The sequence below is a fragment of the Actinomycetospora sp. ABD4_176 genome (assembly GCF_056311855.1).
Window position 1 is genome coordinate 3,614,243 of sequence record NZ_CM149974.1, and the last position, 23,358, is coordinate 3,637,600.

At 70.7% G+C, this 23,358-nt stretch carries 23 protein-coding genes and 1 pseudogene; 8 read left to right on the forward strand and 16 right to left on the reverse strand.

The window, feature by feature from the left end; translation table 11 throughout:
* Positions 1-957: a hypothetical protein gene (locus ACYX4T_RS17575; RefSeq protein WP_476010584.1), complete on the reverse strand. Its 957-nt coding sequence runs from the start codon at positions 955-957 to the stop codon at positions 1-3.
* A 1,037-nt stretch (positions 958-1,994) separates the two neighbouring features.
* Here ACYX4T_RS17575 and ACYX4T_RS17580 point away from each other — a divergent pair.
* Positions 1,995-2,540 (forward strand): hypothetical protein, encoded by a 546-nt coding sequence (locus tag ACYX4T_RS17580; RefSeq protein WP_476010585.1) that lies wholly within the window; start codon positions 1,995-1,997, stop codon positions 2,538-2,540.
* Positions 2,541-3,402: 862 nt separating this feature from the next.
* Here ACYX4T_RS17580 and ACYX4T_RS17585 read toward each other — a convergent pair.
* From ACYX4T_RS17585 to ACYX4T_RS17610, 6 genes are all read right to left on the reverse strand, one after another.
* On the reverse strand, positions 3,403-3,585 hold the full coding sequence (locus tag ACYX4T_RS17585) for a hypothetical protein (protein WP_476010586.1): 183 nt from the start codon (positions 3,583-3,585) through the stop codon (positions 3,403-3,405).
* Entirely contained in the window at positions 3,575-3,955 is a 381-nt protein-coding gene (locus tag ACYX4T_RS17590) for a hypothetical protein (RefSeq protein WP_476010587.1), read from the reverse strand. Before ACYX4T_RS17590 ends, ACYX4T_RS17585 begins: the two co-directional genes overlap by 11 nt.
* A 1,077-nt stretch (positions 3,956-5,032) precedes the next feature.
* Positions 5,033-5,281 (reverse strand): hypothetical protein, encoded by a 249-nt coding sequence (locus ACYX4T_RS17595; RefSeq protein ID WP_476010588.1) that lies wholly within the window; start codon positions 5,279-5,281, stop codon positions 5,033-5,035.
* 1,954 nt (positions 5,282-7,235) lie between these two features.
* Positions 7,236-7,535: a hypothetical protein gene (locus ACYX4T_RS17600; protein WP_476010589.1), complete on the reverse strand. Its 300-nt coding sequence runs from the start codon at positions 7,533-7,535 to the stop codon at positions 7,236-7,238.
* The gene (locus ACYX4T_RS17605; protein WP_476010590.1) at positions 7,535-7,855 is read right to left on the reverse strand and encodes a hypothetical protein; all 321 of its coding nucleotides are present in this window, start codon (positions 7,853-7,855) and stop codon (positions 7,535-7,537) included. Before ACYX4T_RS17605 ends, ACYX4T_RS17600 begins: the two co-directional genes overlap by 1 nt.
* 125 nt (positions 7,856-7,980) lie before the next feature.
* On the reverse strand, positions 7,981-8,145 hold the full coding sequence (locus tag ACYX4T_RS17610) for a hypothetical protein (RefSeq protein WP_476010591.1): 165 nt from the start codon (positions 8,143-8,145) through the stop codon (positions 7,981-7,983).
* A gap of 2,285 nt (positions 8,146-10,430) precedes the next feature.
* Between ACYX4T_RS17610 and ACYX4T_RS17615 the strand changes: the two genes are divergently transcribed.
* Positions 10,431-10,721 (forward strand): hypothetical protein, encoded by a 291-nt coding sequence (locus ACYX4T_RS17615; protein ID WP_476010592.1) that lies wholly within the window; start codon positions 10,431-10,433, stop codon positions 10,719-10,721.
* A 619-nt stretch (positions 10,722-11,340) separates the two neighbouring features.
* On the opposite strand, the pseudogene ACYX4T_RS17620 reads toward ACYX4T_RS17615, so the two are convergent.
* The 3 genes and pseudogenes from ACYX4T_RS17620 to ACYX4T_RS17630 all read right to left on the reverse strand — a co-directional run.
* Positions 11,341-12,012: pseudogene (locus ACYX4T_RS17620) on the reverse strand (ATPase, T2SS/T4P/T4SS family); the annotation flags it as partial.
* Entirely contained in the window at positions 12,009-13,118 is a 1,110-nt protein-coding gene (ssd, locus tag ACYX4T_RS17625; protein ID WP_476010593.1) for a septum site-determining protein Ssd, read from the reverse strand. The pseudogene ACYX4T_RS17620 and the gene ssd, both read right to left, overlap by 4 nt.
* A 170-nt stretch (positions 13,119-13,288) precedes the next feature.
* A complete protein-coding gene (locus tag ACYX4T_RS17630) occupies positions 13,289-14,026 on the reverse strand; it encodes an oxidoreductase (RefSeq protein ID WP_476010594.1) in 738 nt (245 codons plus the stop codon).
* Positions 14,027-14,213: 187 nt separating this feature from the next.
* On the opposite strand from ACYX4T_RS17630, the gene ACYX4T_RS17635 reads away from it, so the two are divergent.
* The 4 genes from ACYX4T_RS17635 (at position 14,214) to ACYX4T_RS17650 (ending at position 16,933) form a co-directional block, all read left to right on the forward strand.
* On the forward strand, positions 14,214-14,882 hold the full coding sequence (locus ACYX4T_RS17635; RefSeq protein ID WP_476010595.1) for an acetate uptake transporter: 669 nt from the start codon (positions 14,214-14,216) through the stop codon (positions 14,880-14,882).
* An 18-nt stretch (positions 14,883-14,900) separates the two neighbouring features.
* Positions 14,901-15,347: an alternative ribosome rescue aminoacyl-tRNA hydrolase ArfB gene (arfB, locus tag ACYX4T_RS17640; RefSeq protein WP_476010596.1), complete on the forward strand. Its 447-nt coding sequence runs from the start codon at positions 14,901-14,903 to the stop codon at positions 15,345-15,347.
* 180 nt (positions 15,348-15,527) lie between these two features.
* Positions 15,528-16,007: a phage holin family protein gene (locus ACYX4T_RS17645; RefSeq protein WP_476010597.1), complete on the forward strand. Its 480-nt coding sequence runs from the start codon at positions 15,528-15,530 to the stop codon at positions 16,005-16,007.
* 5 nt (positions 16,008-16,012) lie between these two features.
* On the forward strand, positions 16,013-16,933 hold the full coding sequence (locus ACYX4T_RS17650) for an alpha/beta fold hydrolase (protein WP_476010598.1): 921 nt from the start codon (positions 16,013-16,015) through the stop codon (positions 16,931-16,933).
* A 79-nt stretch (positions 16,934-17,012) separates the two neighbouring features.
* On the opposite strand, the gene ACYX4T_RS17655 is transcribed toward ACYX4T_RS17650, so the two are convergent.
* From ACYX4T_RS17655 to nth, 4 genes are read right to left on the reverse strand one after another with little or no spacing between them, the layout of a single operon-like run.
* Positions 17,013-18,209: a MarP family serine protease gene (locus tag ACYX4T_RS17655; protein ID WP_476010599.1), complete on the reverse strand. Its 1,197-nt coding sequence runs from the start codon at positions 18,207-18,209 to the stop codon at positions 17,013-17,015.
* Positions 18,206-18,973 (reverse strand): NUDIX hydrolase, encoded by a 768-nt coding sequence (locus ACYX4T_RS17660; protein WP_476010600.1) that lies wholly within the window; start codon positions 18,971-18,973, stop codon positions 18,206-18,208. Before ACYX4T_RS17660 ends, ACYX4T_RS17655 begins: the two co-directional genes overlap by 4 nt.
* Positions 18,970-19,620: a TlpA family protein disulfide reductase gene (locus tag ACYX4T_RS17665; protein WP_476010601.1), complete on the reverse strand. Its 651-nt coding sequence runs from the start codon at positions 19,618-19,620 to the stop codon at positions 18,970-18,972. The genes ACYX4T_RS17660 and ACYX4T_RS17665 overlap by 4 nt, the downstream gene beginning before the upstream one ends.
* Entirely contained in the window at positions 19,617-20,303 is a 687-nt protein-coding gene (gene nth, locus ACYX4T_RS17670) for an endonuclease III (RefSeq protein ID WP_476015300.1), read from the reverse strand. Before nth ends, ACYX4T_RS17665 begins: the two co-directional genes overlap by 4 nt.
* A 236-nt stretch (positions 20,304-20,539) precedes the next feature.
* On the opposite strand from nth, the gene ACYX4T_RS17675 reads away from it, so the two are divergent.
* On the forward strand, positions 20,540-20,791 hold the full coding sequence (locus ACYX4T_RS17675; protein ID WP_476010602.1) for a hypothetical protein: 252 nt from the start codon (positions 20,540-20,542) through the stop codon (positions 20,789-20,791).
* A 255-nt stretch (positions 20,792-21,046) separates the two neighbouring features.
* Complete coding sequence (locus tag ACYX4T_RS17680) at positions 21,047-21,721, forward strand: Crp/Fnr family transcriptional regulator (RefSeq protein WP_116708603.1); 675 nt, start codon at positions 21,047-21,049, stop codon at positions 21,719-21,721.
* Here the strand turns inward: ACYX4T_RS17680 and ACYX4T_RS17685 are convergent.
* Both ACYX4T_RS17685 and ACYX4T_RS17690 read right to left on the reverse strand, forming a co-directional pair.
* Positions 21,718-22,542, reverse strand: a complete 825-nt coding sequence (locus ACYX4T_RS17685; RefSeq protein WP_476010603.1) for an MBL fold metallo-hydrolase — start codon at positions 22,540-22,542, stop codon at positions 21,718-21,720. The two genes, ACYX4T_RS17680 and ACYX4T_RS17685, sit on opposite strands and share 4 nt — an antisense overlap.
* Complete coding sequence (locus ACYX4T_RS17690) at positions 22,539-23,357, reverse strand: NUDIX hydrolase (RefSeq protein ID WP_476010604.1); 819 nt, start codon at positions 23,355-23,357, stop codon at positions 22,539-22,541. The genes ACYX4T_RS17685 and ACYX4T_RS17690 overlap by 4 nt, the downstream gene beginning before the upstream one ends.
* Position 23,358: the final 1 nt, after the last annotated feature.

Sequence of the window (23,358 nt, forward strand, 5' to 3'; positions counted from 1 at the left end):
CTAGCTCCACGGCGTCGGCACGGGTAAATCCGAAACGCAAAATAGGTTGAGTAAGTCCTCGCGTTCAAGAAACATAATCTGACTGCGCCTGGAAACGTCTAGCTTTTGACCAAGCCAAGCCCTCGCTGCCTTGGTTATCTCGCCTCCGGCTACGATGTACGCGTGATCCACGAGGACACTTCTATTGACCTCAGAATCGAAAATCTCGTGCCCGAGCATCATGAGTGCCTGTTGATGAATCTCGGCGACGTTATGGTTGCGTGCGTCGGGCGCTCCCCTAGCGTCCAGCTTCCCCTTCTTGGCCTGGATGCCGAAGTAGAGGAAATGCTGCGTCGGCAACTGAATCTTCATCCACAGGTCCTTGCCATACTCCAGGGCCTTATCTCGGTGACCAGTGACGGAAACTCGTTTGTAACCCAGCTTGCGGAGTAGCGGAAGCAAGACTTTCTCGATCAGCTCGTCCTCGCTGCATGCGTCCAGATAGGACGCCAGCTCACTTCGGCGTCGGACCTCTTCGCGAGACAGGGGCTTATTTGGATCGAGTGGTGCGCTAGAGGTGGTGTTGGTACGCACGTGACGTAAGTGAAGCTGCAAGTCTTCACCGTAGAACGCTTGGAACCCGTCCCGCGTGAGCGCCGCGTTGAGCGCTTGCAGTGCGCGGGTGCGCTCATCGTCATCGTTCATTGTCGTGGCGTCGCTGCGGTCCATCAGTCGACGCAGGACAGCAACGAAAGCATCGGGCATTCCTGGCAGTGAGGCTGACTCCTCCCGTTTAATGATGTCGTCCAGGACTTCCTTCACCCAAACGTCTCGCGTCGATCCGTCATGTCGGTAATGCAGCCCGGCGTCTTCGAAGAACTCAGTCAGGTACCGACTACTGCGGTAGACGAAAGGAGTTGTCTCGTCGCCATTGCCGCAGACCATCACGGCAATCTGTCGGAGCGTCCTGCTCTGCACTGGGAGCCCTCTAAGTCGTGGTTATTGCTTGCTAGGGTTAAGCCTCGACTGCTCTTGTGCCGAAGGCGTTGAACGGAGGTCGAGTCTCAGCGATGTCATGCGGCCTCGCGACCGTCGTGGACGTCTAGGTCTTCGCGGCGTCCCTCACGCCGATCGCCGGGACCATCCTCGTCGTCCTCCCGGACTCCACCTCGCATCGCCAGGAGGATGCCCGGCCGCTCCTTTGGCTGCGTCCCACGCAGGCACATCACTACGTACACGACTCGGCTCAGCCCGAGCAGAACAGCCCCGATAGCGCCGCCATAGGCCACTGCTTCCACGCCGGTTCTCCAACCCGCTCAGAGGTCACCGGGCAACTCCGAGCCCGGCGGTTCTGAGTGTGCATGACGGGGGTGGGGTCCGACGCCGCAGGCGCAAGTCCGGACCCAAGCAACAAGAAGCACCCGAAGTGTCGGACCCCTGTGCTATAAGGCCTCTCGGTCGCACGTCCACAGAAATGTTCCACCGCCCTGAGCTGCGCAAACCCCACACAGGCGCCGGTGGATTCACGTGGAACTGCCACGCTTCCTAACATCATCGTCCGCCCTAGCCGACAGCGAAGGCGCGGCTAGGACAACATCATCCGTAACTACCTACCCACCGTTGCAGTCATGCGCTGGATCACGCCCCTGAGCAGGCAATCTCTCCTTGGGCGGGCCTTGCCTCGGCAAATAGTCCACAGCTACCCGTCAGGCCTCGCGCGCCGTTCGTCCTCAGAAAGTTCACTCTGTTGGAGCAGTCCTCGCCTCGCCTTTGTTGGCACACAACACCGCTCCCGGTCACGAGCTCCCAGGGGACTGCGTGCGGACGATCGGATCGGCGCCACTGCGGGCTCACGACGGCCGGGTAGAAGTCGACGGCTCCGCCCGGCCAACGGCCGCGTTGAGGCGCCGCCAGCGCTCGCTGGCCGACTAGCCTCTCGGAACCGGATGCGCGCCCGGACGGGCCTGGCCTGGTGCGCCGACGCGCACTGTCGACAGCGAAGGACGATCGGTGAGATGAAGCCCGAGGTTGCAACGCTGCTCGGCGGCGTCATCGGTTTCGTTGGCGCCCTACTCGGTGCCGGGGTGAGCGCCGGTGCCCTTATGTGGCAGGCGCGGGTAAGTCGGGAGCGCGACGCACGGCAGCGACTTCTGCGGTTGGTCAGCAGAGCCCAAGAGGCACTGCACGCGGAGTCTACGGATAGGGACGACCGCGAGAGCGTAGAACTCAATCAGCTCGCAGACGACCTAGACGCCGTGACCTTCGACTTTCGTCGGAAGGCGGATCGGCGGGACCTACAGACCTGCGTCCGCGCGCTCCAGGAGCGGTCCTTCATGGGGCGGAGCGCACTCGGTGAAGGACTGAGCGCTACCGCAACCATTTACGCCATAGTCAGGGCGCGGGCTGGGCGCGAGAAGCGCCCGGCGTGGATAGCAGAACGGCTAGTCCACTTTTCCGAAATGCTCGGAATCCTCGACGATGAGCGGGCCGCGTACGAGGAAGACCTGTTGGAACGCGAGAAGAAGGAGAAAGCTGAGCGAAGGGCGAAGCGTTCCGGCTAGCCCTCACCTTGTAAGTCGCCAGAGCGCAAAGACGCAGGTGAGCCGGCGTCGGCGATGGTTGCCGCGAGGCTCTGAACCCGGCGGACCTCGGAGACGCCTCCCCGGCGGTCCTAGCGGTTATCCGGCCCCGAAGACCCCCCGTACCGACGGGGGGCCGGTCGCGTGAGACGAGGACGACCAGGACCACAGCAGCAACAACCGAGCGCCGCGACTCACGCAGCAGGCACGTTCGCGAATGAATCGTTCTGCGAAAAGTCGAAGCGAAAAAGAGAAATGAAACAATCAGCGAAAGCGATGATGATTGGCGTAACGGATACGGCGCACAGGATGGTGGGCATAGTGGGGGGCCTAGTAGGTAGGGGGAAGTGGGAGGGGGAGTATGCAGGGGGTACACATAGCAGGTAGTACAACCAGCATGCTTATTACTATTCTGCTCAGCAGTTCTGCTCAACTAATCTGTTCAGCACAACTACTCAGCACAGCAGCACACAGCAGGCAGGGGATACCAGCACGGGGGCAGTAGTGGGCAGGGGGTACACCCACCCCTACCTACTCCACGGCAGGAGGGGCAGGGGGCGGAGAGGTAGGGGCCCAGCACGTGCCCGGGCCAGGGGGTACCTACCCCCTCCGCACCCGCACCCGAGTAGGGCCGGGGCAGGAATCATCCGGGCGCTATGCAGCCGTGGGCACAGCAGCGGGCCCGTTCGTATCCTTAGTCCCGTACTCCCGCAATCATGCGATACGGGCGGCGACCTTCACCCCGGACGGGTGCAAGCACCCTGAGGGCCCCCTACCTAGAGGGCCCGACCCCTACTCACCTGGGATGCCCCTACCTCGGAGCACCCCAGGAGTGGAGAGAGGACTACTTCCCCGCCTCGGTAATGTCGCGGAGCCGTCCATCCTTGTGAGCCTGCGAAATGTCGCGCGGGTCCATGCCCTTCAGATCGTCCCGAGACAGTTGCCCGGTGTCGTTCGCAGCCTGCCGGAGCCGGAGGTTTTCTGCCTCCAGCCGCTCAATCTTCTGCGCGTCGGTCTCAGAGTCCATTGATCTTATCCGCCTTCCGCTGTCGCTCGTCGGGAGTGTCATTCATGCTCGGAAGCGCAGCCTGAGGAACGTATTTCCGCAGACCGTCGATCCGGTACAACTCCCGGTGTCGCTGAGTATTCGACCGCTGTTCCTCGTGCTCGGCGACCCTCCGCATACGCTCCCGGTGGTCGATCACATCCGACACGTCCGGCGTGGCCGGAAACGGCACGTACTCAGCCGGGGTCAGCTTCTCCGCGATGATCCACGAGTGGACCGTCTGCGGGTCGGAGCAGCCAGCACCCCACATGCGGCGGAACTCGGCCTGGAGGTCCGACCGGCTGAACAAAGCGTCCCCGGTGTCGAACCGAGGAACCGTGTACGTCGGCATTCCCGGCTCAGCCTGAGCGGGACGCTCCCGCATACGTTGGACGTCCTCGGCGGTCAGCGGGTGCCCGTCGGTTCGGTAGGCGACGGTCTGTCGTCCTTCGTTACTCACTTATCCATTCTCCTCTGATACTTGCGTCAATCATTCTCGATAGTGGCTCTACCGCGCACGCGTGGCCGGAGTCCATCGCGGCCTGCCAGATAGCCCGGTACTTTCGGACGGAGTCCTTTGTGCCTAGACCTCGGTAACCAAGACGAGCGAACCCGTCGATGGTGTAAAACGACGAGTTTTCGTCGTTTGCGGTTCGGCCCCGCTTAGGCTCTTTCGTCCACGCCCACACGGCAGCGGGCAGCGTCCAGCCGGTAGAGAGGAAAGGGGCCGGAGGGGAGCGCGGAGGATCAGCGCGCTCGGCCCGCAACAGAACACGCGGGCCCGGCCAGTGAGGTGAACACCGACCCTCCAGCCCCAGGTATCTCTATCGGTCGAACGCGTCTGGCTCGCGGTCCTCGATCGGGACCTGGGCGTAGTGCTCCGGGTAGTTCCTCCGGCGCACTTCCTCGCGCGGGATGATGTGCGCTTCTCTCTCGTGCCCACACTGCCCGGTCACCCCGAGCCGGTGGCACATGCAAAACTCAGCCATTCTCTACTCCTCACGATTCCGGGGTGGCCGGTCGTAATGCCGATACCCGTAGCCGCTCGGCAGAGGCGCCACGAACGGCGAGACGCCGGTGTGCACGTCCTGAGCGCAGTCACCACCGGCTCCGCCACCAAGCCAGCCGTGCGACCACGAGAGGGCCGACGGGCCGGTCATCCGGCCGCACCGCAGCCCGGCCAGAAACTCCCCCGACGGCCCCCGGCGCTTCCGAGGACGGTCGGTTGCGCTGTCGCTAGACAACGGGACACCCGACGACGGCCGCGAGCTCGCGAGCGTCGTACGCCGGGCGCAGCGGGCCGGAGTCGTCCGACCGGTACCCGGCGATCCGGAGGTCGCTGTCGTCAATCGCAGCCCGCACCACGGCCGGGGACACGTTCGCCGCCTGGGCGTACTCCAGCCCGGTCATTAGGGCCGGGGCGTCAGCCTCAGGCAGCACGAGGACCACGCTTCCCGGACCGCTTGTCCCGGTTCGCCTTATTCTCCAGCGTGCGCAGTGTCAGCGGGTCGAACATCGGAGAGCGGAAGGAGTCCTCGGTGTACTTAATCGGCCGGACGTAATCGCGCCGGTGCCACACGTGGACCCGGCTCCGGCTGGTCACGATTCCCTTGTGTTCCGCCTGGGCAGCAGTGACCGCGTGGGTCATCGCCGCATCGTGGTTAATCTCCTCGAACATACTTCCTCCGTCACTAGGGCAGCCGCAGCCGCCACGGATTAGCTCCACAATGGAGCTGAGTTAAATCCCCCGGGCCTCACACCGGGTCGCCGGTGTCCTCCGCCCCGAGACGAGAAATGGATCTAGGTTCAGCGGCTCTCAGCCGGTCCGTCCTCGAGTGCGGCCGCTAGCGGTAAACAAGTGCACCGCTACGCCCGGAGGAATCCCTCCAGTCAGGCCCGGTGCTTCGCCGCCAACCCCGCAGCGTGCGGGTAGCCGTCGTCCGACGGCCGGAGGTGGCTCCCCACCCCGTTACCGGTCCGCAGGTCCACCCGGACAGCCCGGGGAGTCGACGCGTAGCCCGCCACGAACCACACGACGCCGGAGTCCGGCAGAGAGCACAGCGGCGTCCCGTCGGTCCGGTAGTAGGTCCGGGAGCACGCTCCGGGGCTCTCAGAGCCACACAGCGGGCACCGAGGACGGGCCGGGGTGTCATCGGGCCGGAGGTCCACACCGCAGCGCTCACACACGCCCGCCGGGGCCGGGCGAGAGCAGACCGGGCAGCCCGGCTCAGGCTCACCGAGGGCCACCCGGACGGCCGGGGCCGGGGGCGCCGGCCTGTTAGCGACCGCAACGTCCGAGGCCGGTTCCGGGGTCCGTGGCTCCAAGCCACTCACCGAGGCCGGGGCCGGACGTGACTTCCGGTCGCTACCGGAACAGCCGGAGCACGTGCCGGGGTCGTGGTCCTCAGGACGGACGAGGCCGGGGCTCCAGTGCCCGGCATCGTTCCGCTCGGCCAGGCCGTGACGCTCCAGGTCCCGCAGGACGGCCGCCGTCTTGTCCCGGCCGGTCCCGAGCACCGACCCAACGGCCTTCTTGACCACCGGGCCGGGGGCAGCGGCCAGAACGGCGTAGGCACGCTCAGCACGCGGCCCGAGCCCGTCGGCCGACCACATAGCACTCCGGGGCTTCACCATGTCTAGCCACTCCTCGACCCCGCCTCGCGCGAGTGCGTAACTCAACCAACCCAGGTAACTAAAAGACGGCTCACTGCCTTGTGTCGGACTTTCAGTTCCGCCCAGGTCAGAGGCCCCCGACAGATCATCACGACCCGTCGGAGTTTCAGTAGTCCCGTATTGTGTCGGAGTTTCAGTACCCCCGGGGGGAACCCCGTATTGTGTCGGAGTTTCAGTAACCCCCGGCAGGGCGCCGTATTGTGTCGGACTTTCAGTAGGTGCCAGCCGGTATGCGCCCGTATTGCTCGGCAGACGCTCGTGCTCGGAGAGCCGGACGTTGACGGCCGCGCGCTGCCGTTCCGCCTCGGAGGTCCCCTCGGCCGGGACCAGCACGCCCCACCCGGTGAGCCGGTGCAGGGCCGACCCGGCAGCGTCCCGCTTCACGTGAGCCCCGGCCGCGACGTAGGACCAGGACGCCACAGCAACGTCAGAGCCCCGCTCGCGCATCACGTCGACCACGGCCATCAGCACGGCCCAGGTGACGTCTATCCGCTTGGTCGTCTCGTGCTCACCGACCCGGGCTAAAGCGCCCAGGACCATCCCCGGCGTAATAGTCATGACGGAACCTCTATCCCGCTACCGTGATCGTCGCGGGTGCCCTGCTGGCAGCGGATTAGGCAGGCACCCTTGTTTGCATGCATTTAGGGACAAAAAATAACCGAGCCCGACGCGGTGGAGTGAAACACCACGCCGGACCCGGCTAGACACTGACGCACATCAGCGGAGTCATAGAGCCATGACGAACGGCAACGCGCAACCGTGAACCACGATCGCTTGCTACGCCACTATTCTAACATGCGGCCCTTAATCGGAGTACCATTTCGGGTCCGTAGAGGAACTGCGGGAAGGCTGTATGTCCGTGATGACTAGGGAATAGTACCCGGGACCACACCGCAGACATGAGAGAGCCGGAGCAGCCCGTTTCGACTACCCCGGCTCCCCGTTCCTGGGCCGTGCAGCTAGCCCGTGATGAGGATGAGCAGCGTCGCTCCGACGCCGACCAGCCCGAGACAAGCGCCCCACGCCGCCAGCGCCCCACCACGCTTCCCGTTCGGCCCCGAGCACTCCTTCATGCTCGCGAACCCGACGATCATGCCGATCAACGAACCGAGGCCCCACAGCCACAGGATCGACAGAACGAACGACGTGATCGCACCGCCGCTCCACTCCGGCCGGGCACGCTCGACGTAGACGTACTGGATCGGCCGTCCCTGCTCGTCGTACTGCTGCGGCGGTCCCTGCCGTCCGGCCTCGGTCATCAGTTCCCCTCCAGCTCGCTCATGGGCGGCATGTCCGGCAGCTCGGTCTGCAACTTGTCCAGCTCGGCCTCCGCCCCGAGAAGGCCGGCCGTGGCTTCCATCTGCCGTGCCGCGTCCGCGTACTCCGGGCACTCAGCCCGCACGGTCGAAGCGCCGTCGCGGAGCATCCGGGCGCCGTTCTCCGAGGTTCCTGCGGCGCCGTAGGCCGTGCGGGTCGCCGAGAGCGGGTCCTGTCCGTCGCCGAGGGCCTGGCAGACCTGCGGCCCCGACGAACACCCAGGCAGAACCAGAGCCGCCGCGAGGGCCAGTAGGACCGGCACCCCTCGCAATCCGACGGACCCAGCGCGGACAGCAGAACGTGGACGGCTCAGTCCGCCAAGTTTGTCGCTCATCGCGAGGGTTATCGGACGGCGCCCGAGTCCGCGTTATCGGCCGAATCTTGCGACTACCTGACGGTGTCTGATTTTGCTTCAACGTGCCTCTTCAGCACGTCAGATACCGCTCCTGCGGCCTCGACCATCATCGGCACGTCCTCATCTCCGAAAGCTTGTCCCGGACCGATCAGAAGATTCCCGTCGTCCGTCACGGTCAGCGTCAACTTGTCAGCCATGCCGCCGAGGTTGGCACAGAATAAAACTCTGTCAACGCAAGTAGCTCACGATAAGGCAAGTAACAGAGCGCACGCCCTGCAGTCACTAGGCAGGCGGAGATTCCGATAGAGGGCGCTCCCCCGTGACCCTTGGGTCGTCCCCACTCAGAGTCTCTGCTGAGCGCAAGTAGGAAAGCTCGCTCATCCGTCTCGCCACTGGCTCATTTACAGCAGTATCACTCGCCAGCCGCGAACCACTCCCCCGTAAACCCTGCTGCTCCTCAAAGGCTCTCAAGACTTCCTGAGCGCGCAGATGCTGCGCATGCTCCAAGTCGAGTATCTTTTCCTTCCGAGAGAGGGCATGTTCATCCCAGCGAATCCAGATTGACAGAAGCTGATTGAGTGCCCATAGCCCACCCCCCACTGCGGCGGAGGTAATGAGTACAGGCTGACTCGTGGCGGCTGCCGAAATCAGTAGCTGTAGAGGACTATCTAAGCTAGCTCGGCTTATCGTTGGTTCTTCGTTCCGAACCTGCCGTGAGACCCGTCGGAAGTTTCTGTCGCCGCCAATACTCCCAATCCTTATGCGGTCCATGGCCACTCGGCGAGGGTCAGTATCAGGGAATCCGGCGCGAGCTAGAACAACGTAGCGCCATAGGTCGCGCACGATAGTGACCTGATTTGCAAAGTCACTCATGGCCGGATTGAGGCCTAGATCGAACGAGAGATACAGGTGCTCAGTGCTCGTACCGACCAGCGACTCCGTCAATCTAAGCTCCCGCGCCGACCAACAGTTGTAGCCCAACATAGCGCATGCGGCCTGGCCTCTCGGCGACCGACCGTGGTCTGGAACTACTGGACCAAGCCTCCCTCGGGTTGCAGCTCCGAGATCACACGGTACGGGTCCGTCGATGCCGCGGCCTGACGCTCATGTCGGTACTCGTAGAGCCACACCCGGAACCCCCGACCTGCCCAACCCGACCGCCTCGTCGTGGTCGTCCGCCCCGGCAGGCGGCACCCGCAACCGGGCCGTGCCCGCGACGTTGAGGCCGTGCGCATTTTGTCGAGCATCTAGGACGCGTTCCATCGCTTGGCTTCTACCTGGATGGCTTCAAGTCCGGTCGCGGGACTAAGGCCTCTGACAAATACAACTGCGCGGTCCTCAATGAGGAGGCACAACCCCATGCCCTCTTCGTAAAGGATGTCCTGTCTCTCGTTGTATGAGGTCAACGCTTGCGTACTTAGTTGCTGAGCACAGTCGGCGTAGGTCGGGTCTCGCTGCGCGGTCCAAATGGCCACCCGGTCAGTTCTGACAGCGTAGAAAGCTGGCTGTTGCCTCTGGCCTTCACTGCGGTAAATGATGGACGAACGGGCCAGGTCTTGCGGCTGGGGTGGGTTGGATTCAAAGTCGTAACCACCCATCCGCAACTGACCCGTCCAAGATGGCTCCTCAGTGTCTCGGAGTGCGGTACTAGTGGGCGAGGCTGTGCCGGTGGAGGGAGGGATCGTGCTGGTAGTCGTGGGTCCCGCGGAGCCTGGGGGGACCTCTTCTCCGCTCTCCGAGAAGGCCAACAGAAGCGCAAGCGCTCCGACGCCGACGAGGACCGCAAGTCCGAGACTGCGCCCACTGCCTGCTGCACGCCCCGAGCGGCCGACGCTAGTGCGGCCCTGGCGGTACTGAAGATAAGCGAGTATCGCAGCAGCGACGCTAGCTATTGCGCCAACCGCCCCCCAGAAGGCTTCCAAGCTACCGACTCTCTCTGTCGAGAACCTTGCCACTGATGATTCGGGCATACTAGACACCTGCGGCACGTTTCGTAACCCACCTCGCGCCGGAAGACACCGAACAAGCCCTATGGCCTTCTCGTGCGGCCTATCAACTAGCACCGCTCACGCGGCTCGTCGGCGCACCGCACTCGCCTGCCGTCGTCTGCCCACTCAGTTGTGACCCAGTTGGAGTCCCTCGGAGGAACGTCCTATCCAGCCGATTGTGCCTGTGCTCGCACACCCAAACGGCAATCTCCGGCGGTCAGTCCCTCGCCCTGGCGCACGGCCGCGTCCCGGTCGTCGGTCTCAGCCGTCAGCAGCTCATCGCGCGCTCCGGCACGGCCCGCGCGGCCCACGAGCAGGCCGCTACGAGACCGTCACCGCTTTGACGAAGAGCGATCGTTGCTTCCCGGAAGGAACATCTACTCACCGAATGGCCCATTGGCATGTTCACCCAACGCAACAATGATTGGGTTCCGAAGCAAGCATGTTCCGACGATCGCACTACCCGGGAGCGCCCCGAACGACCTGGAGGACGCATGTATCGCCACACGTCGTCTCACGCCGGCGACTATCAGGGCCAGCTGAATGCCGCACGCATGCAGGCACAGCAGCAGGCACAGCAGCAGGCAGCCGCAATGGCTCGTCAGCAGGAGGAGCGAGAGACGAAGGAGAAGCTCCCGCGCGAGGGCACGATTTACGAGCGCCCCCTCACTCCCACGGAGCAGCAGAAGGAGCACGAGGACACGCTCAATAGGTCCGGGCCCATGGGCCGGATCATTCCGAGCACGGACGAGGGCGAGGGTCGCCACGGGCCGAGGTATCGCTGAGCGTTGCAAGAGCTCGCCGTTGGCCGGGGGCATGGTCGGTATGGCCGGTTGTGCCCCCGCAGCCGTGTGAACTGCGCGCAGAGCTTGCGGCACGGCGGACGAGTCCGACTTCCGGCCGGGGGCCATCCCACGAACGGATGGCCAGAGCGACACCCCTCGCCTCGGCTATGGCCGCCAACGGCCGCGCTGTCTGACCGTCCGAGCTACAGTGGCTCCACCTGCGACGAGCCCACCTGCGACGGTGACTAGACCCGTTGCCACCGGCTGCGCGAACACCGCGAGCACGATTCCCGCACCGAGGACCAAGACCAACCAGATAGTCAACCACCAGCATCCGCCCCGTCCACCGAGGAGCTGGAAAGCCAGGCGCCACCCAGGCGAGTCGCCTTTCTGGGGACCACCCGAACGCCGCGACGACTCCGAGTCTGCCTGCACGGTCGAGAAGCTATCGCCACAGGCGGCCGAAGAAAACACTAGAGGGAAGACCTAGTAGGCGCAAGAGAGCTTTATCGAGGAAGGCAGCTTTTCTCGTAACCGCATTCTGGCTTCGCCGTTGGCAGCTTTAGTTATTCATCGCACATGCGCAAGCGAAGCACGGCCTGATGATGGTGTACTGTCACTCCGCCGCGTCCTCGACGCACACGATGCGCTCGCCCGGCGCCACCTCCCCGAGCAGCGCCGAGAGCAGTGTCGTCTTCCCCGACCCCGTCCCACCGACGACGAGGAACGCCAGCCGCGCCGCGACCACCGCGCGCAGCAGCGCCGCGCCGCCGGCGTCGACCGTGCCGGTGGCGGCGAGGGTGGCGAGGTCGTGGCGGGCGGGGCGCAGCACGCGCAGGGACACGCACGTCCCGTCCGCCGCGACCGGGGCGAGCACCGCGTGCAGCCGCACCCCGGAGCCCGGGAGGCGGGCGTCGACGTAGGGGCTGGCGTCGTCGAGGCGGCGTCCGGCCGCGCTCGCGAGACGCTGGGCGAGCCGGCGCACCGCGTCCTCGTCCGGGAACGAGACGGCGGTGCGCTCGAGCCCGGCGCCGCGGTCGACCCACACCGCGTCCGGCGCGGTGACCAGCACGTCGGAGGTGCCCGGCTCGCGCAGGAGGTCCTCGAGCGGGCCGGCGCCGACGAGCTCGCGCTGCAGGCCCCGCACGGCGGTCAGCACGTCCGCGTCGCCCACCACCCCGCGGGCCTCCGCCCGCACGGCGGCCGCGAGCTCCCCGGCCCCGGCCTGCCCGCCCGCGCTGACCAGGCGCGTGCGGACGCGCTCGACCAGGTCGGCCGGCGCGGCGGTCACGCCGCCCGCCCCGGGTCGGCGACGGCCTCGAGCGCGTCGAGCACGGCCGCGGCGGCGTCCTGCAGCGGCCCCGGGCGCAGGCCCGGCACCTTGCCGCGGTCCAGCGCGGCGGCCAGCCCCGGCTCGGGCGCCACGGAGGCGAGCACCTCGAGCCCGAGGGCGTGGGCGACGTCGTCGGCGTCGAGACCGCCCGGCGCGGGCCCGCGGACCACCAGCCGCAGCGGGACCCCGCGCTCGGCCAGCGGCTCGATCACCCGCGCCGCCGCCGCCACCGCGCGCACCTCCGTCGGCACCACGACGACGAGCAGGTCGGCGGCGTCGGCGACGGCGAGGGCGGTGTCGGTGGGGTGGCGCGGCAGGTCGCAGACCACGACCTCGCCCGCGCGGCGGCCCGCCTCCACGACGGCGAGGGCCGCGCCAGGATCGGGCCCGCCACCGGCCCGGTCGCAGGCGAGCACGGTGAGCACGCCGTCGGGCGAGGGCAGCGCCTCGTGCAGTGACGCCGCCGCGACCCGGCCCCCGCCCCCGCCGCCGAGGGCGAGCCCGCTCCAGCGGAAGCCCTCGAGCTCCTCGGCGCCGGCGAGGAGGTCCAGCCCGCCGCCGAGCGGGTCGCAGTCGACCAGCAGCACCCGGGTGCTCCGGACGCCCGCCTGCGCCGCGACCGCCACGGCGAGCACCGACGCGCCCGCCCCGCCGCGCCCGCCGACCACCGCCACCACGCGCCCGGGACCGGCGCCCGCCGTCGCGGACCCCCCGTCGGCGAGCGCCCCGACCAGCCAGTCCTCGCCCTCGGGCAACGACACGACGTGCTCGGCGCCGATCCCGACCGCGCGTTCCCACACCGAGCCCGGCGGCTCGCCCCGGCACAGCACCACCACGCCCTCGCGACGGCCCAGCCGCAGCGGCCCGACCGCCCGCGCGGCGTCCTCGTCCACGAGCACCAGCCCGGCGGCGTGCCACCGCCGTCGCAGGCCCGCGGCGTCCGGCACCCGTTCGAGCTCCACCCCGGCCGCGGCCGCGAGCCGCACGACCTCGTCGAGGAGCTCCTCGTCGTCGGTCACCACGACCGCCTGCCCGGCCCCGCCCGCCCTGCTCGTCCGCGCCATCTCCCGCGTCCCTCCTCGCTCACCGACGAGGAGCACGCTGCCGGGCGGCGGGCCGCGGCCGTGAGCGTCGGCGGGCGGGCTGGGGACGGGCGGCCGGGGTGGGGACGGACCGGTGCGTCGTTGAGCCGGGGACACCCCCGGGAGAAGGCAGGCGCAGCGCCCGGAAGGACCTACGCGCTCGCCGCCTCCGCGATGCCCAGCCCCTCGCGCGCGCCGACCTGCCAGGCCGCCGCGCAGTGGGCGAACCAGCGCGCGAGGCCCTCGGGCTCGCCGGTGGCGAAGGCCGCGGCGGTCTCGCGGTACTCGTCGGCGGCGCGGTAGTGGCCAACCTCGGGGACGGCGAGTCCCTTGGGGTCGAGCCCCGTGGCGACGGCGGTGAGCCGGGCGGCGCCGCGCGCGACCACCCCGCTCGCGGTCGGGAAGGGCGCGAGCGCGAGCAGCTCGCCGTGGACGACGGCCACCAGGACGGGGGCGGGCACCGACGTCCCGCCCGTCACCAGCGCGGCGAGGCCGTCGAGGCGCTCGCCGACGCCGGCGTCACGGCGCGGGCGGCCCAGGTCGTCGTGGGTGACGCCGGGCAGGTCGGCGGCGGCGAGGACGTGCAGGCGGGCGAGCGCCTGGCGCGGCGCCGAGCGCCAGGCCGCCAGCAGCCCACCGAGCGCCTCGGCGACGCGCAGCGAGCCGGCGAGCACGGGGTCGGTGACGGGACCGTCGGTGGGCAGCTCGGCCGAGCCGCCGTCGAGGCTCGCCGAGGCCCGCGCGGCGCGCACCGACGCCTCGGCGGCCGTCGCGGGCCAGCCACGGCGGTTCTGGCGGTGGTTGTGCACCCGCGTCAGCGCCTCGCGGACGGCGTCGGCGTCCTGCGCGACACCGGGCAGGCGGGTCAGGGGCTCCAGCGGGTCGGCCACGGAGCGCCATGCTCGCAGGCGGACGTCAGCAGGCCACGTCACACGGCCGCTCGGGCGTCGGCATACCGCCGAACGGACCTGTATCGGTTTCGTGAAGAGGGCATGAGTAGCGCCACCCGGCGCGCGGGCAGTCCCGCCCTCGACGTGATCGCCACCACAGCATCGTGGGGTCGAGAGAGGAGCCAGCATGTCGAGCACGGCCGAGGTGCGCGAGGACAGCGCCAACCGGACACCGACGCGGGACCAGGCTCCGCAGCAGGCGCCCGCCGACCCGACCGCGGGCATCGCCGACCCGGGGCCGCTGGGGCTCGCGGCCTTCGCGCTGACCACCTTCGTGCTCAGCCTCTTCAACGCCGGGCTCGCCCCGGAGGCCCTGGAGCCCGCCGTCCTGCCGCTGGCCCTGTTCTACGGCGGTATCGCGCAGTTCGTCGCCGGCCTGTGGGAGTTCCGCAAGGCCAACACCTTCGGCGCCACCGCGTTCTGCTCCTATGGCGCGTTCTGGCTCGCCTTCGCCGCCTACGTGCAGTTCATCGAGCCGGAGATGCAGGCCTCGGGCGTCCCCGAGGCCGGGATCACCACGGCCACCGGCCTCTTCCTCGTGGGCTGGGCCGTCTTCACGCTGTACATGCTCATCGCCTCCCTGCGCACCACCGGCGCGCTGGTGGGCGTCTTCGCCACCCTGTTCCTGACCTTCGCGCTGCTCGCCATCGGTGACCTCACCGGTGCCGACGCGATCGCCACCGCCGGCGGCTTCGTGGGCCTCCTGTCGGCGCTGATCGCCTGGTACGCCTCCGCCGCCGTCGTCACCAACGCCACGTGGGGCCGCACCGTGCTGCCGGTGGGTCCGCGCAGCTAGAGCGGGCATCCTGCGGGTGTGCCGACGGCTGATCACGACGTCGCGGGTGACCTGGTGGTCACCCGCGACGTCGTGCTGCCCGCGGCGTCGCTCCACTGGCGGTTCTCCCGCGCCGGCGGTCCGGGCGGGCAGGGCGTCAACACCACCGACTCGCGCGTCGAGCTCTCGGTCGACCTGGGCCAGCTCCCCCTGCCCGACGCCGTTCGCGAGCGCCTGCTGGCCCGTCTCGGCCCGCGCCTGCACGACGGCGTCCTGACCGTCGTCGCGGCCGACGACCGCGCCCAGCGCCGCAACCGCCGCGCCGCCCGCGACCGCCTGGCCGCGCTGCTGCGCGACGCCCTCGCCCCCGACCCGCCCGCGCGCCGCCCCACGGCGCCGTCGCGATCCGCGCGCCGTCGCCGGCTGGAGAGCAAGCGCCGCCAGGGCGCGGTCAAGGCCCTGCGCCGTCGCCCGACCGGCGAGTAGCCCCGTTCGGGGGAAACGGCGGAGTACGTCGCGCCGTCGGCGGGAAGACCGGGGCCGACCGTGATCAGCGACCACCGTGCCGTGCAGCGCGGGGGACCGCCGGTGACGTGGCACGATGACCGACCTCAGCACCCGCTCGACGATCCGTCCTCAAGCGACCGAACACCGCCAGGAGCGCCCGTGACCCGCCCCGAGCAGCCGGCCAGCGGCCCGTCCAACCCGCCGGTCGTGCCGTCGATCCCCCTCAACGCCGAGCCCGTGCGCCAGGAGGGCGACGCCTCCGTCGGCTCGCTGGTCAAGGAAGTCACCACGCACGTCTCGACCCTGGTCCGCGCCGAGGTCGAGCTCGCCAAGACCGAGATCACCGCCGAGGTGAAGAAGGGCGTGCAGGGCAGCGTCTTCTTCGTCGTCGCCGGCGTCGTCGCGCTGTTCAGCCTGTTCTTCCTCTTCATCGCGGTGTCCGAGGCGTTCAACCTCATCTGGCCGAGCCAGCAGTGGGCGGGCTACGCCGTCACCTTCGGCCTCATGATCATCTTTGCCGGCATCATGGGCCTGCTCGGCTACGTCAAGGTCCGCAAGATCCGGGCGCCCGAGCGCACCATCGAGTCCGCCAAGGAGTCGGTCGCGGTCTTCAACCGCGGACGCTCGGACGCCGCCTGAGCAGCGTGCCGACCTCCGGGTCGGCCGTCGACATCCCCGGGCCCTGGACCCACCGGACCGTCTCGGCCAACGGCGTGCAGCTGCACGTCGCCGAGGCGGGTCCGGAGTCCGGGCCGCTGACGCTGCTGCTGCACGGCTTCCCGGGCTTCTGGTGGGCCTGGCGCCACCAGCTGCCGGCGCTCGCCGCCGCCGGGCACCGCGTCGTGGCCGCCGACCTGCGCGGCTACGGCGACTCCGACCGGCCGCCGCGCGGATACGACCTCTGGACCCTCGCGGGCGACGCCGCGGGCCTCGTGCGCTCGCTGGGGGCGCGGGAGGCGACGGTCGTGGGGGCCGGCTGGGGCGGGGCGGTCGCGTGGACGCTGGCGACGCTGCGGCCCGGCGTCGTGACCCGGCTCGCGGTGCTCGCCGCGCCGCACCCGCGGGTGGCGCGCGCCGCGGCCCGGCGCCGGCCCTGGGCGCCGGCGGTGCGGACACTGCTCTCGGTCCAGGCACCTCGGCTGCCCGAGCAGCGCATCCGCCGCGACGGCGGTGCGTGGGTGGAGGGGCTGCTGCGCGCCGGCTCGGGGCCCGGGTGGGCCGTGGCGCCGGAGTTCGCCGAGGTCGCCCGGCACCACCGGGCCGCGATGCTGCAGCCGCGCGTGGCGCACACCGCGGTCGAGGGCTTCCGCTGGAGCGTGCGCTCGCAGTTTCGGCCCGACGGGGCGCGCTACGCCGCCGCCATGGGGCGCCGGGTGACGGTGCCGGTGCTGCAGATCCACGGCGCCGACGACCCGTGGGTGCCCGAGCGCGTCGCGCGGGCCTCGGCGCGGTGGTGCGACGCGGGGTTCCGGTACCGGGGGCTCGGCGGCGTCGGGCACTTCCCGCACCAGGAGGCGCCGCAGCACGTCACCGACGCGTTGCTGGACTTCCTCGACGAGGGCTGATCTGCGCCTCGGCGTGTCGCGCCGGCGAGGATGTGGCGATCCTGGCGATGAACGCGAGCGACGCCGCATCGCTCGGACGTCAGGCGGCGCAGGAGCCGGTGCTGACGCGGCCGGTGGCGCCCGGGGAGGCCTCGAGGGCGGGGCGGACCTGGTCGGCGGTGAGGACGAAGCCGGTGTCGCCCTGGTCCACCGCCGCGCCGAAGACCACGCCGATGACGTTGCCGTTCGGGTCGACCAGCGGGCCGCCGGAGTTGCCCGACCGCACCTGCCCGCGGATCGTGTAGACGTCGCGGGTGACGGTCTCGCTCTCGTAGATGTTCGGGCCGCGCAGCTGGATGCGCTGGCGCACCTTCGCGGGCGACGACGAGAACGGCCCGTCGAGCGGGTAGCCGAGCGCCACCGCGTTGTCGCCGGTCTCGGCGCCGCCGAAGTCGAAGTCCAGCGGCCGCGCCTCGAGTCCGGGCACCGCGAGCACGGCGACGTCGACCTCGTCGTCGTAGTACACGACGCGGGCCGAGCGGGTCCGCGAGTCGCCGTCGGAGGTCGGGACCTCCACCGACACCTCGTCGGTCCCTGCCACGACGTGCGCGTTCGTCATCACCCGGCCCTGGCCGACGACGAACCCGGTGCCCTCGAGCGCGCGCTGGCACGACGGCGCGCGCCCGCGGACCTTGAGCACGCTGGACCGCGCCTGCTGGACCACCGGGTCCTCGACGAGCGCGGCCTCCGGCGGCGGCACGTCGGCGATCGGGGTCGACGAGAAGGGGCTGAGCACGTCGGGGAAGCCCGAGGCGTCGAACAGCGCGCGCAGCTCGTTGGGCAGCTGGCGCAGTGGGGCCGGCATGACGGCGTCGACGCCCGCGAGCACCCGCGAGTCGCGCAGCGAGGAGGCCAGCGCCGTCTCCGACGAGCCCGCGAGCGGCAGCGCGATGAGCCAGGCGACGATGAGCGCGGTGATCGCCTGCAGCACCGACCCGAACGCCGAGTCGACCGTGCGCACGGCGGGCAGGCGCATGCGGTCGCGCACCGCCCGGCCGAGGTAGACCCCGAGGGTCTCGCCGATCGCGACGAGCGCGACGACGAGGACGACGCTGACGACGATCCGCGCGGTCGTGCCCTCGAACGTGTCCACCAGCGCGGGCGCGATCTTCAGGCCGAGCAGCGCCCCGCCGAGCACGCCGAGGAAGCTCAGGGCGGCGACGGCGAGGCCGTGGCGCCAGCCCGAGATGCCCGCGGCGATCGCGAGCAGCACGACGACGACGTCGACCCAGCTCACCGGAACGGCCCTCCTTCGGTGGCCGCACCCGGCCGGCTCGGCGCGGTGGCCGCGGCGTTTGCGGCGTTCGCGGCGTTCGCGGTGGTGCCCGCGCTCAGGTCGTGCCGCTGCGCCCACACCACGTCGAGGTCACGCACGTCCGAACCGTCCCACGGTCTCTCCCACCCGCCCAGCGTGAGCATCCAGTCCACGAGCCCGGCCGTGAAGCCCCAGACGAGCAGTCCTCCTGCGGCGAACGCGGGACCGACGTACCCCGACGGCCCCGTCACGCGGAAGCGCGCGTCCGGGTCGGCGAGCGCGGCGACCGGCACGCGCACCACCGCCGCCGTCTCCCCGGGGTCGACGACGCCGACCGGTCCCGGGCGCTCCCAGTGCGCGAGCACGGGCGTCACGGCGAAGCCGGTCACGGGGATCGTCAGCGGCGGCAGGGTGAGCAGGGGGACGACGTCGTCGGGGTCCAGCCCGGTCTCCTCGCGGGCCTCACGCAGCGCCGCGGCGACCGGGCCGCCGTCCTCGGGGTCGATCGACCCGCCGGGGAACGCGGCCTGCCCGGCGTGCGAGCGCATGTCCGCGGCGCGCTCGGTGAGCAGCAGCTCGGCGCCCGCGCCGGTGGCGCCGAAGAGCATGAGCACCGCGGCCTCGCGGGCGTTCCGCGCCGGCCGCCGGCGGAACGGCACGTCGTCGGGCCCGAGGCGGCGGCACGCGTCCACCAGCGGCGTGAGCCAGGACGGGGCCGCGTCGGGACGGCAGGGGACGTCGCTCACCCGGCACCCCCGCGGGTCGCGTCGACCGCCGCGCGCACCTGTTCGGGCGTGCGCAGTACCTGCGGCGGGATGTCGACGACGGTGCCGTCGGCGCGCACCAGCACGCTGGCCGGCAGGATCGGCGGCGTCCCGAGCCTCGGCCCGACGACCTGCGCCGGGTCGCTCACCGACGGGTAGCGCGCGCCGAGGCTGTCGAGCAGCGCCAGGGCGGTGGTGGCGCGGTCGGCGGCGTCGACCCCCAGCACGGCGACGGCGCCGGGCTGCTCGGCGTAGGCCTGCAGCGCCGGGATCTCCTCGCGGCACGGCCCGCACCACGAGGCCCACAGGTTGACCAGTGTGTCCCGGCCGGCGAGGGCCGCGCCGAGGTCGACCGGGCCGGGCGCGCCGAGGCACTCGAGGGTCACGCCGGCGAGTGCGGGCACGGGCGCCGCGCCCGGCGTCGGCGTCGGGCACGGCGCGAGCGCGGCGGCGGAGCGGGCGTCGGCGAGCGCATCGGGATCGTCCGGACCGGCGGCCGGAGCGGGCTGCAGCACCGAGGACGGGTCGGTCGCGGGTGCCGGCGTGCTCTCCCGGGGCCACAGCGCGATGACGCCGACCACCGCCAGCACCACGACCACCAGCGTGGCCCGGACCTCGGCGCGGGTCACCGTGCGAGGCCGACGAGGGCGAGCAGGTGGTCGGCGTCCGGACCCTTGATCAGCTTCATGGCCTTGACCGGGTCGTTCTCCCCGGTCCCCGCGGCGGGGCAGTCGCGGCGCAGCGAGCAGGCCCCGCAGGCCGGCTTCTTGGCGTGGCAGACGCGCCGGCCGTGGAAGATCATCCGGTGGGAGAGCATCGTCCAGTCCTTGCGCGGGATGAGCCCGCCCACGTCCTTCTCCACCTGGACCGGGTCCTCGGACGTCGTCCACGCGAAGCGGCGCGCGAGGCGCCCGAGGTGCGTGTCGACGGTGATCCCCGGGACGTCGAAGGCGTTGCCGAGCACCACGTTGGCGGTCTTGCGCCCGACGCCGGGCAGGGTGACGAGGTCCTCGAGCCTGCCGGGCACGACGCCGTCGAAGCGCTCGACCAGCGCGGCGCCGAGCTTCGTCACCGACTCGGCCTTGGCCCGGTAGAAGCCGGTGGGCCGCAGGATCTCCTCGAGCTCCGTGCGCTCGGCGCCGGCGAAGGCGGCGGCGTCGGGGTAGCGGGCGAACAGGCCCGGCGTCACGCGGTTGACGGTGACGTCGGTGGTCTGCGCGGAGAGCACCGTCGCCACGAGCAGTTCCAGCGGCGAGCTGAAGTCGAGCTCGCAGTGGGCGTCCGGGTGGGCCACCGCGAGGTCGCGGTGCATCCGTCGGGCCCGTCGCACGAGCGCGAGTCGGCTCTCCTCCCCCGTCACACCACCGCCGGCGCGGGCTGACCTGCTCACCCACCCAGGGTAGGACGCCGCCCCTCGGGTCCCGGACGGGTGCCCGGCTGCGGTGGGGCACGGCCTCCGGCGGGCGACCCGGCGGCGTGGCGCCCCGACACGCCCGACCGGGCCCCGGTGCGGACCGTCACGACACGGTGCGGGACGATGCCCGCACCATGACCGCCTGGCTCGCCATCCTCATCCCGCTGCTGGTGATGGTCTTCGCGCTCGGCATGGAGCGCCTGGAGACCCGCCTGCGGTCGGGCACCGTGCGCGAGGACGAGGTCGAGGACTTCCTCGAGCGCGCTCGTCCCGACGAGGTCAAGGCGCTCTTCCGGCAGGGGATCGGCGGCGCGCTCCAGCTGTTCCGCCTCCGGAACCTCGGGAAGCGCGGGGGCGGCCCCCGCCGGACCAAGGAACGGGCCTGACGCTCACGGACGGAAGCGACGCCCGGGAGATCTCAGGCGCTATGATGGTCCGATCGGGCGAACTGCTGCCGCATGTTCGGGCGATCGACCCTGATGCGGTGACGTCGGCGGGCCCGCGTCGCGCGATCATGGGTCGATCCATGACTATGCTGCGGCGGACGTGACTGGTGACACAGCGATGACACAGGTGGTGCGGACGCGGGCCGAGGGCCCGGCGCCCGCGCGCGGTTGAGCAGAGTGGGCGAGGAGCGCACGGTGGACGAGGTACTGGCGCGGGCCGGGATCTTCCAGGGGGTGGACCCCGCCGCGATCGAGGTGCTCACGGAGTCCCTCGAGCGCGTGGAGTTCCCCCGCGGGACGGTCATCTTCAACGAGGGCGAGCCGGGCGACCGGCTCTACATCGTCTCGACCGGCAAGGTGAAGATCGGCCGTCGGTCACCGGACGGCCGCGAGAACCTGCTGTCGATCTTCGGTCCGTCGGACATGTTCGGCGAGCTCTCGATCTTCGACCCGGGTCCGCGCACCTCGACGGCCACCACCGTCACCGACGTGCGCGCCTACACGATGGACCGCAACGCGCTCCGCGAGTGGATCGCCCAGCGTCCCGAGATCGCCGAGCAGCTGCTGCGCGTGGTCGCCCGCCGGCTGCGGCGCACCAACAACCTGCTCGCCGACCTCATCTTCACCGACGTGCCCGGTCGCGTCGCCAAGGCGCTGCTGCAGCTCGCGCAGCGCTTCGGGTCCCAGGAGGCCGGCCTCCTGCGCGTCACCCACGACCTGACCCAGGAGGAGATCGCCCAGCTCGTCGGCGCCTCGCGCGAGACGGTCAACAAGGCCCTCGCCGACTTCGCCGCCCGCGGCTGGCTGCGCCTCGAGGGCAAGAGCGTCCTCATCCTCGAGCCGGACCGCCTGGCCCGCCGGGCCCGCTAGGGACCCGAGCCCACGCGCCGCAGGTGGGCCAGCTGCGCGGCCACCGACTGGTCGGCCGCCGGCCACAGGTTCTCGTCGACGTCCGCGTAGACGATCTCCACGACCTGCCGCGGCGTGGGCTCCGGTCCGAGCTCGCGCAGCGCCGCGCGGACCTGGTCGAGGCGCTGCTCGCGGTGGCGCAGGTAGTACCGGGCGGTGTCGCCGGCGTCCGGGAGGTCCGGCCCGTGCCCGGGTAGCAGCGTCGTGCCGTCGGGCAGCTCCGCGAGACGGCGCAGCGAGTCGAGGTACTCGGTCAGGGCGCCGTCGTGGTCGCCCAGCACCGTCGTGCCGCGGCCGAGCACCGTGTCGCCGGTCAGGACGCTGGCGTCGTCGTCGACCACCAGGCACAGCGAGTCGTCGGTGTGCCCCGGTGTCACGAGCACCCGCAGGTCGAGCCCCGCGGCCGCGAGGCGCTCGCCGGCGACCAGGCCCTCGGCGCCGAGGACGAGCGTCGGGTCGAGCGCCCGCACCGGCGCGCTGACGCGCTCGGCGAACGTGCGAGCGGACTCGGTGTGGTCGAGGTGGCGGTGGGTGAGCACCACGAGCTCGACGGGCCCGCACGCGGCGAGGCGGTCGAGGTGGGCCGGGTCGTCCGGCCCGGGGTCGACGACCACGCACCCCGCCTGGCCCGGCGCGCGGAGGATCCAGGTGTTGGTGCCGTCGAGGGTCATCGGCGACGGGTTGTCGGCGAGCACCACCGACGCGGCCGCCGTGACCGGGCGGAGCTGCTCGTACGCCGGGTGCTGCGGGGTGTCGGGCCCCGGGACCACGCGCCCGCTCACCGGGCCGTCCCGAACGCGTGCGGGGGCACGGCGAGCCCGACCCGGTCGTCGCCCGGGCGGAACTGCGGGGTCACCGGCTCGGGGCGTCGACCCGTCGCGTCGGCGAGCAGGCTCGCGGCGTCGGGTGCCGCGGCGAGCTCCGAGAGGACGGCCCACGTCGGCGGCATCAGGGCCCGCTCGCCCTCCTCCCACTCGCGCAGCGCCCGCGCGGGCGCGCACCAGCCGGCGCCGACGGCCTCGGTGGTCGCGCCGTCGGGCTCCTGGCCCGCGGGGACGGCGGCAAGGAAGAACGCGGTGTCGTAGCGGCGCGGCATCCCCTCCGGGGTGATCCAGCGCGCCCAGGGCCGCAGCCGGTCCGCGTCGAGCCGCGGCAGGACGTCGTGCAGCCCGATCTCGCGGGCGGTCAGCCGCTCGCGCGCCCCGACGGCCGGGCGGGCGTCGGCGAGCAGGACGCCGGTCTCCTCGAACGTCTCGCGCACCGCGCACGCGAGCAGCGCCGCCGCGCCGGCGGGCGTCGTGGCCCAGCTGCGGGCGGCCGCGGCGCCCGCGGCCTCGTCCACGAGACCGGACGCGAGCGCCTCGCGGTCCGCGGCGTCGAGCCCGCCGCCGGGGAACACCGACACCCCGCCCGCGAACGCCATCTCGCCCGCGCGCTCGAGGAGGAACACCTCGACACCCGTGCCGGCGGCCGCATCGCGGAGCAGGACGACCGTCGACGCCAGGCGCAGCTCGCCCGCCGGGCGGCTGCCGAGCCGGTCGAAGGCGGGCCGGTCCATCCCGAACCGCGGGGGCAGGTCGACGAGCTCGGTGGTCACG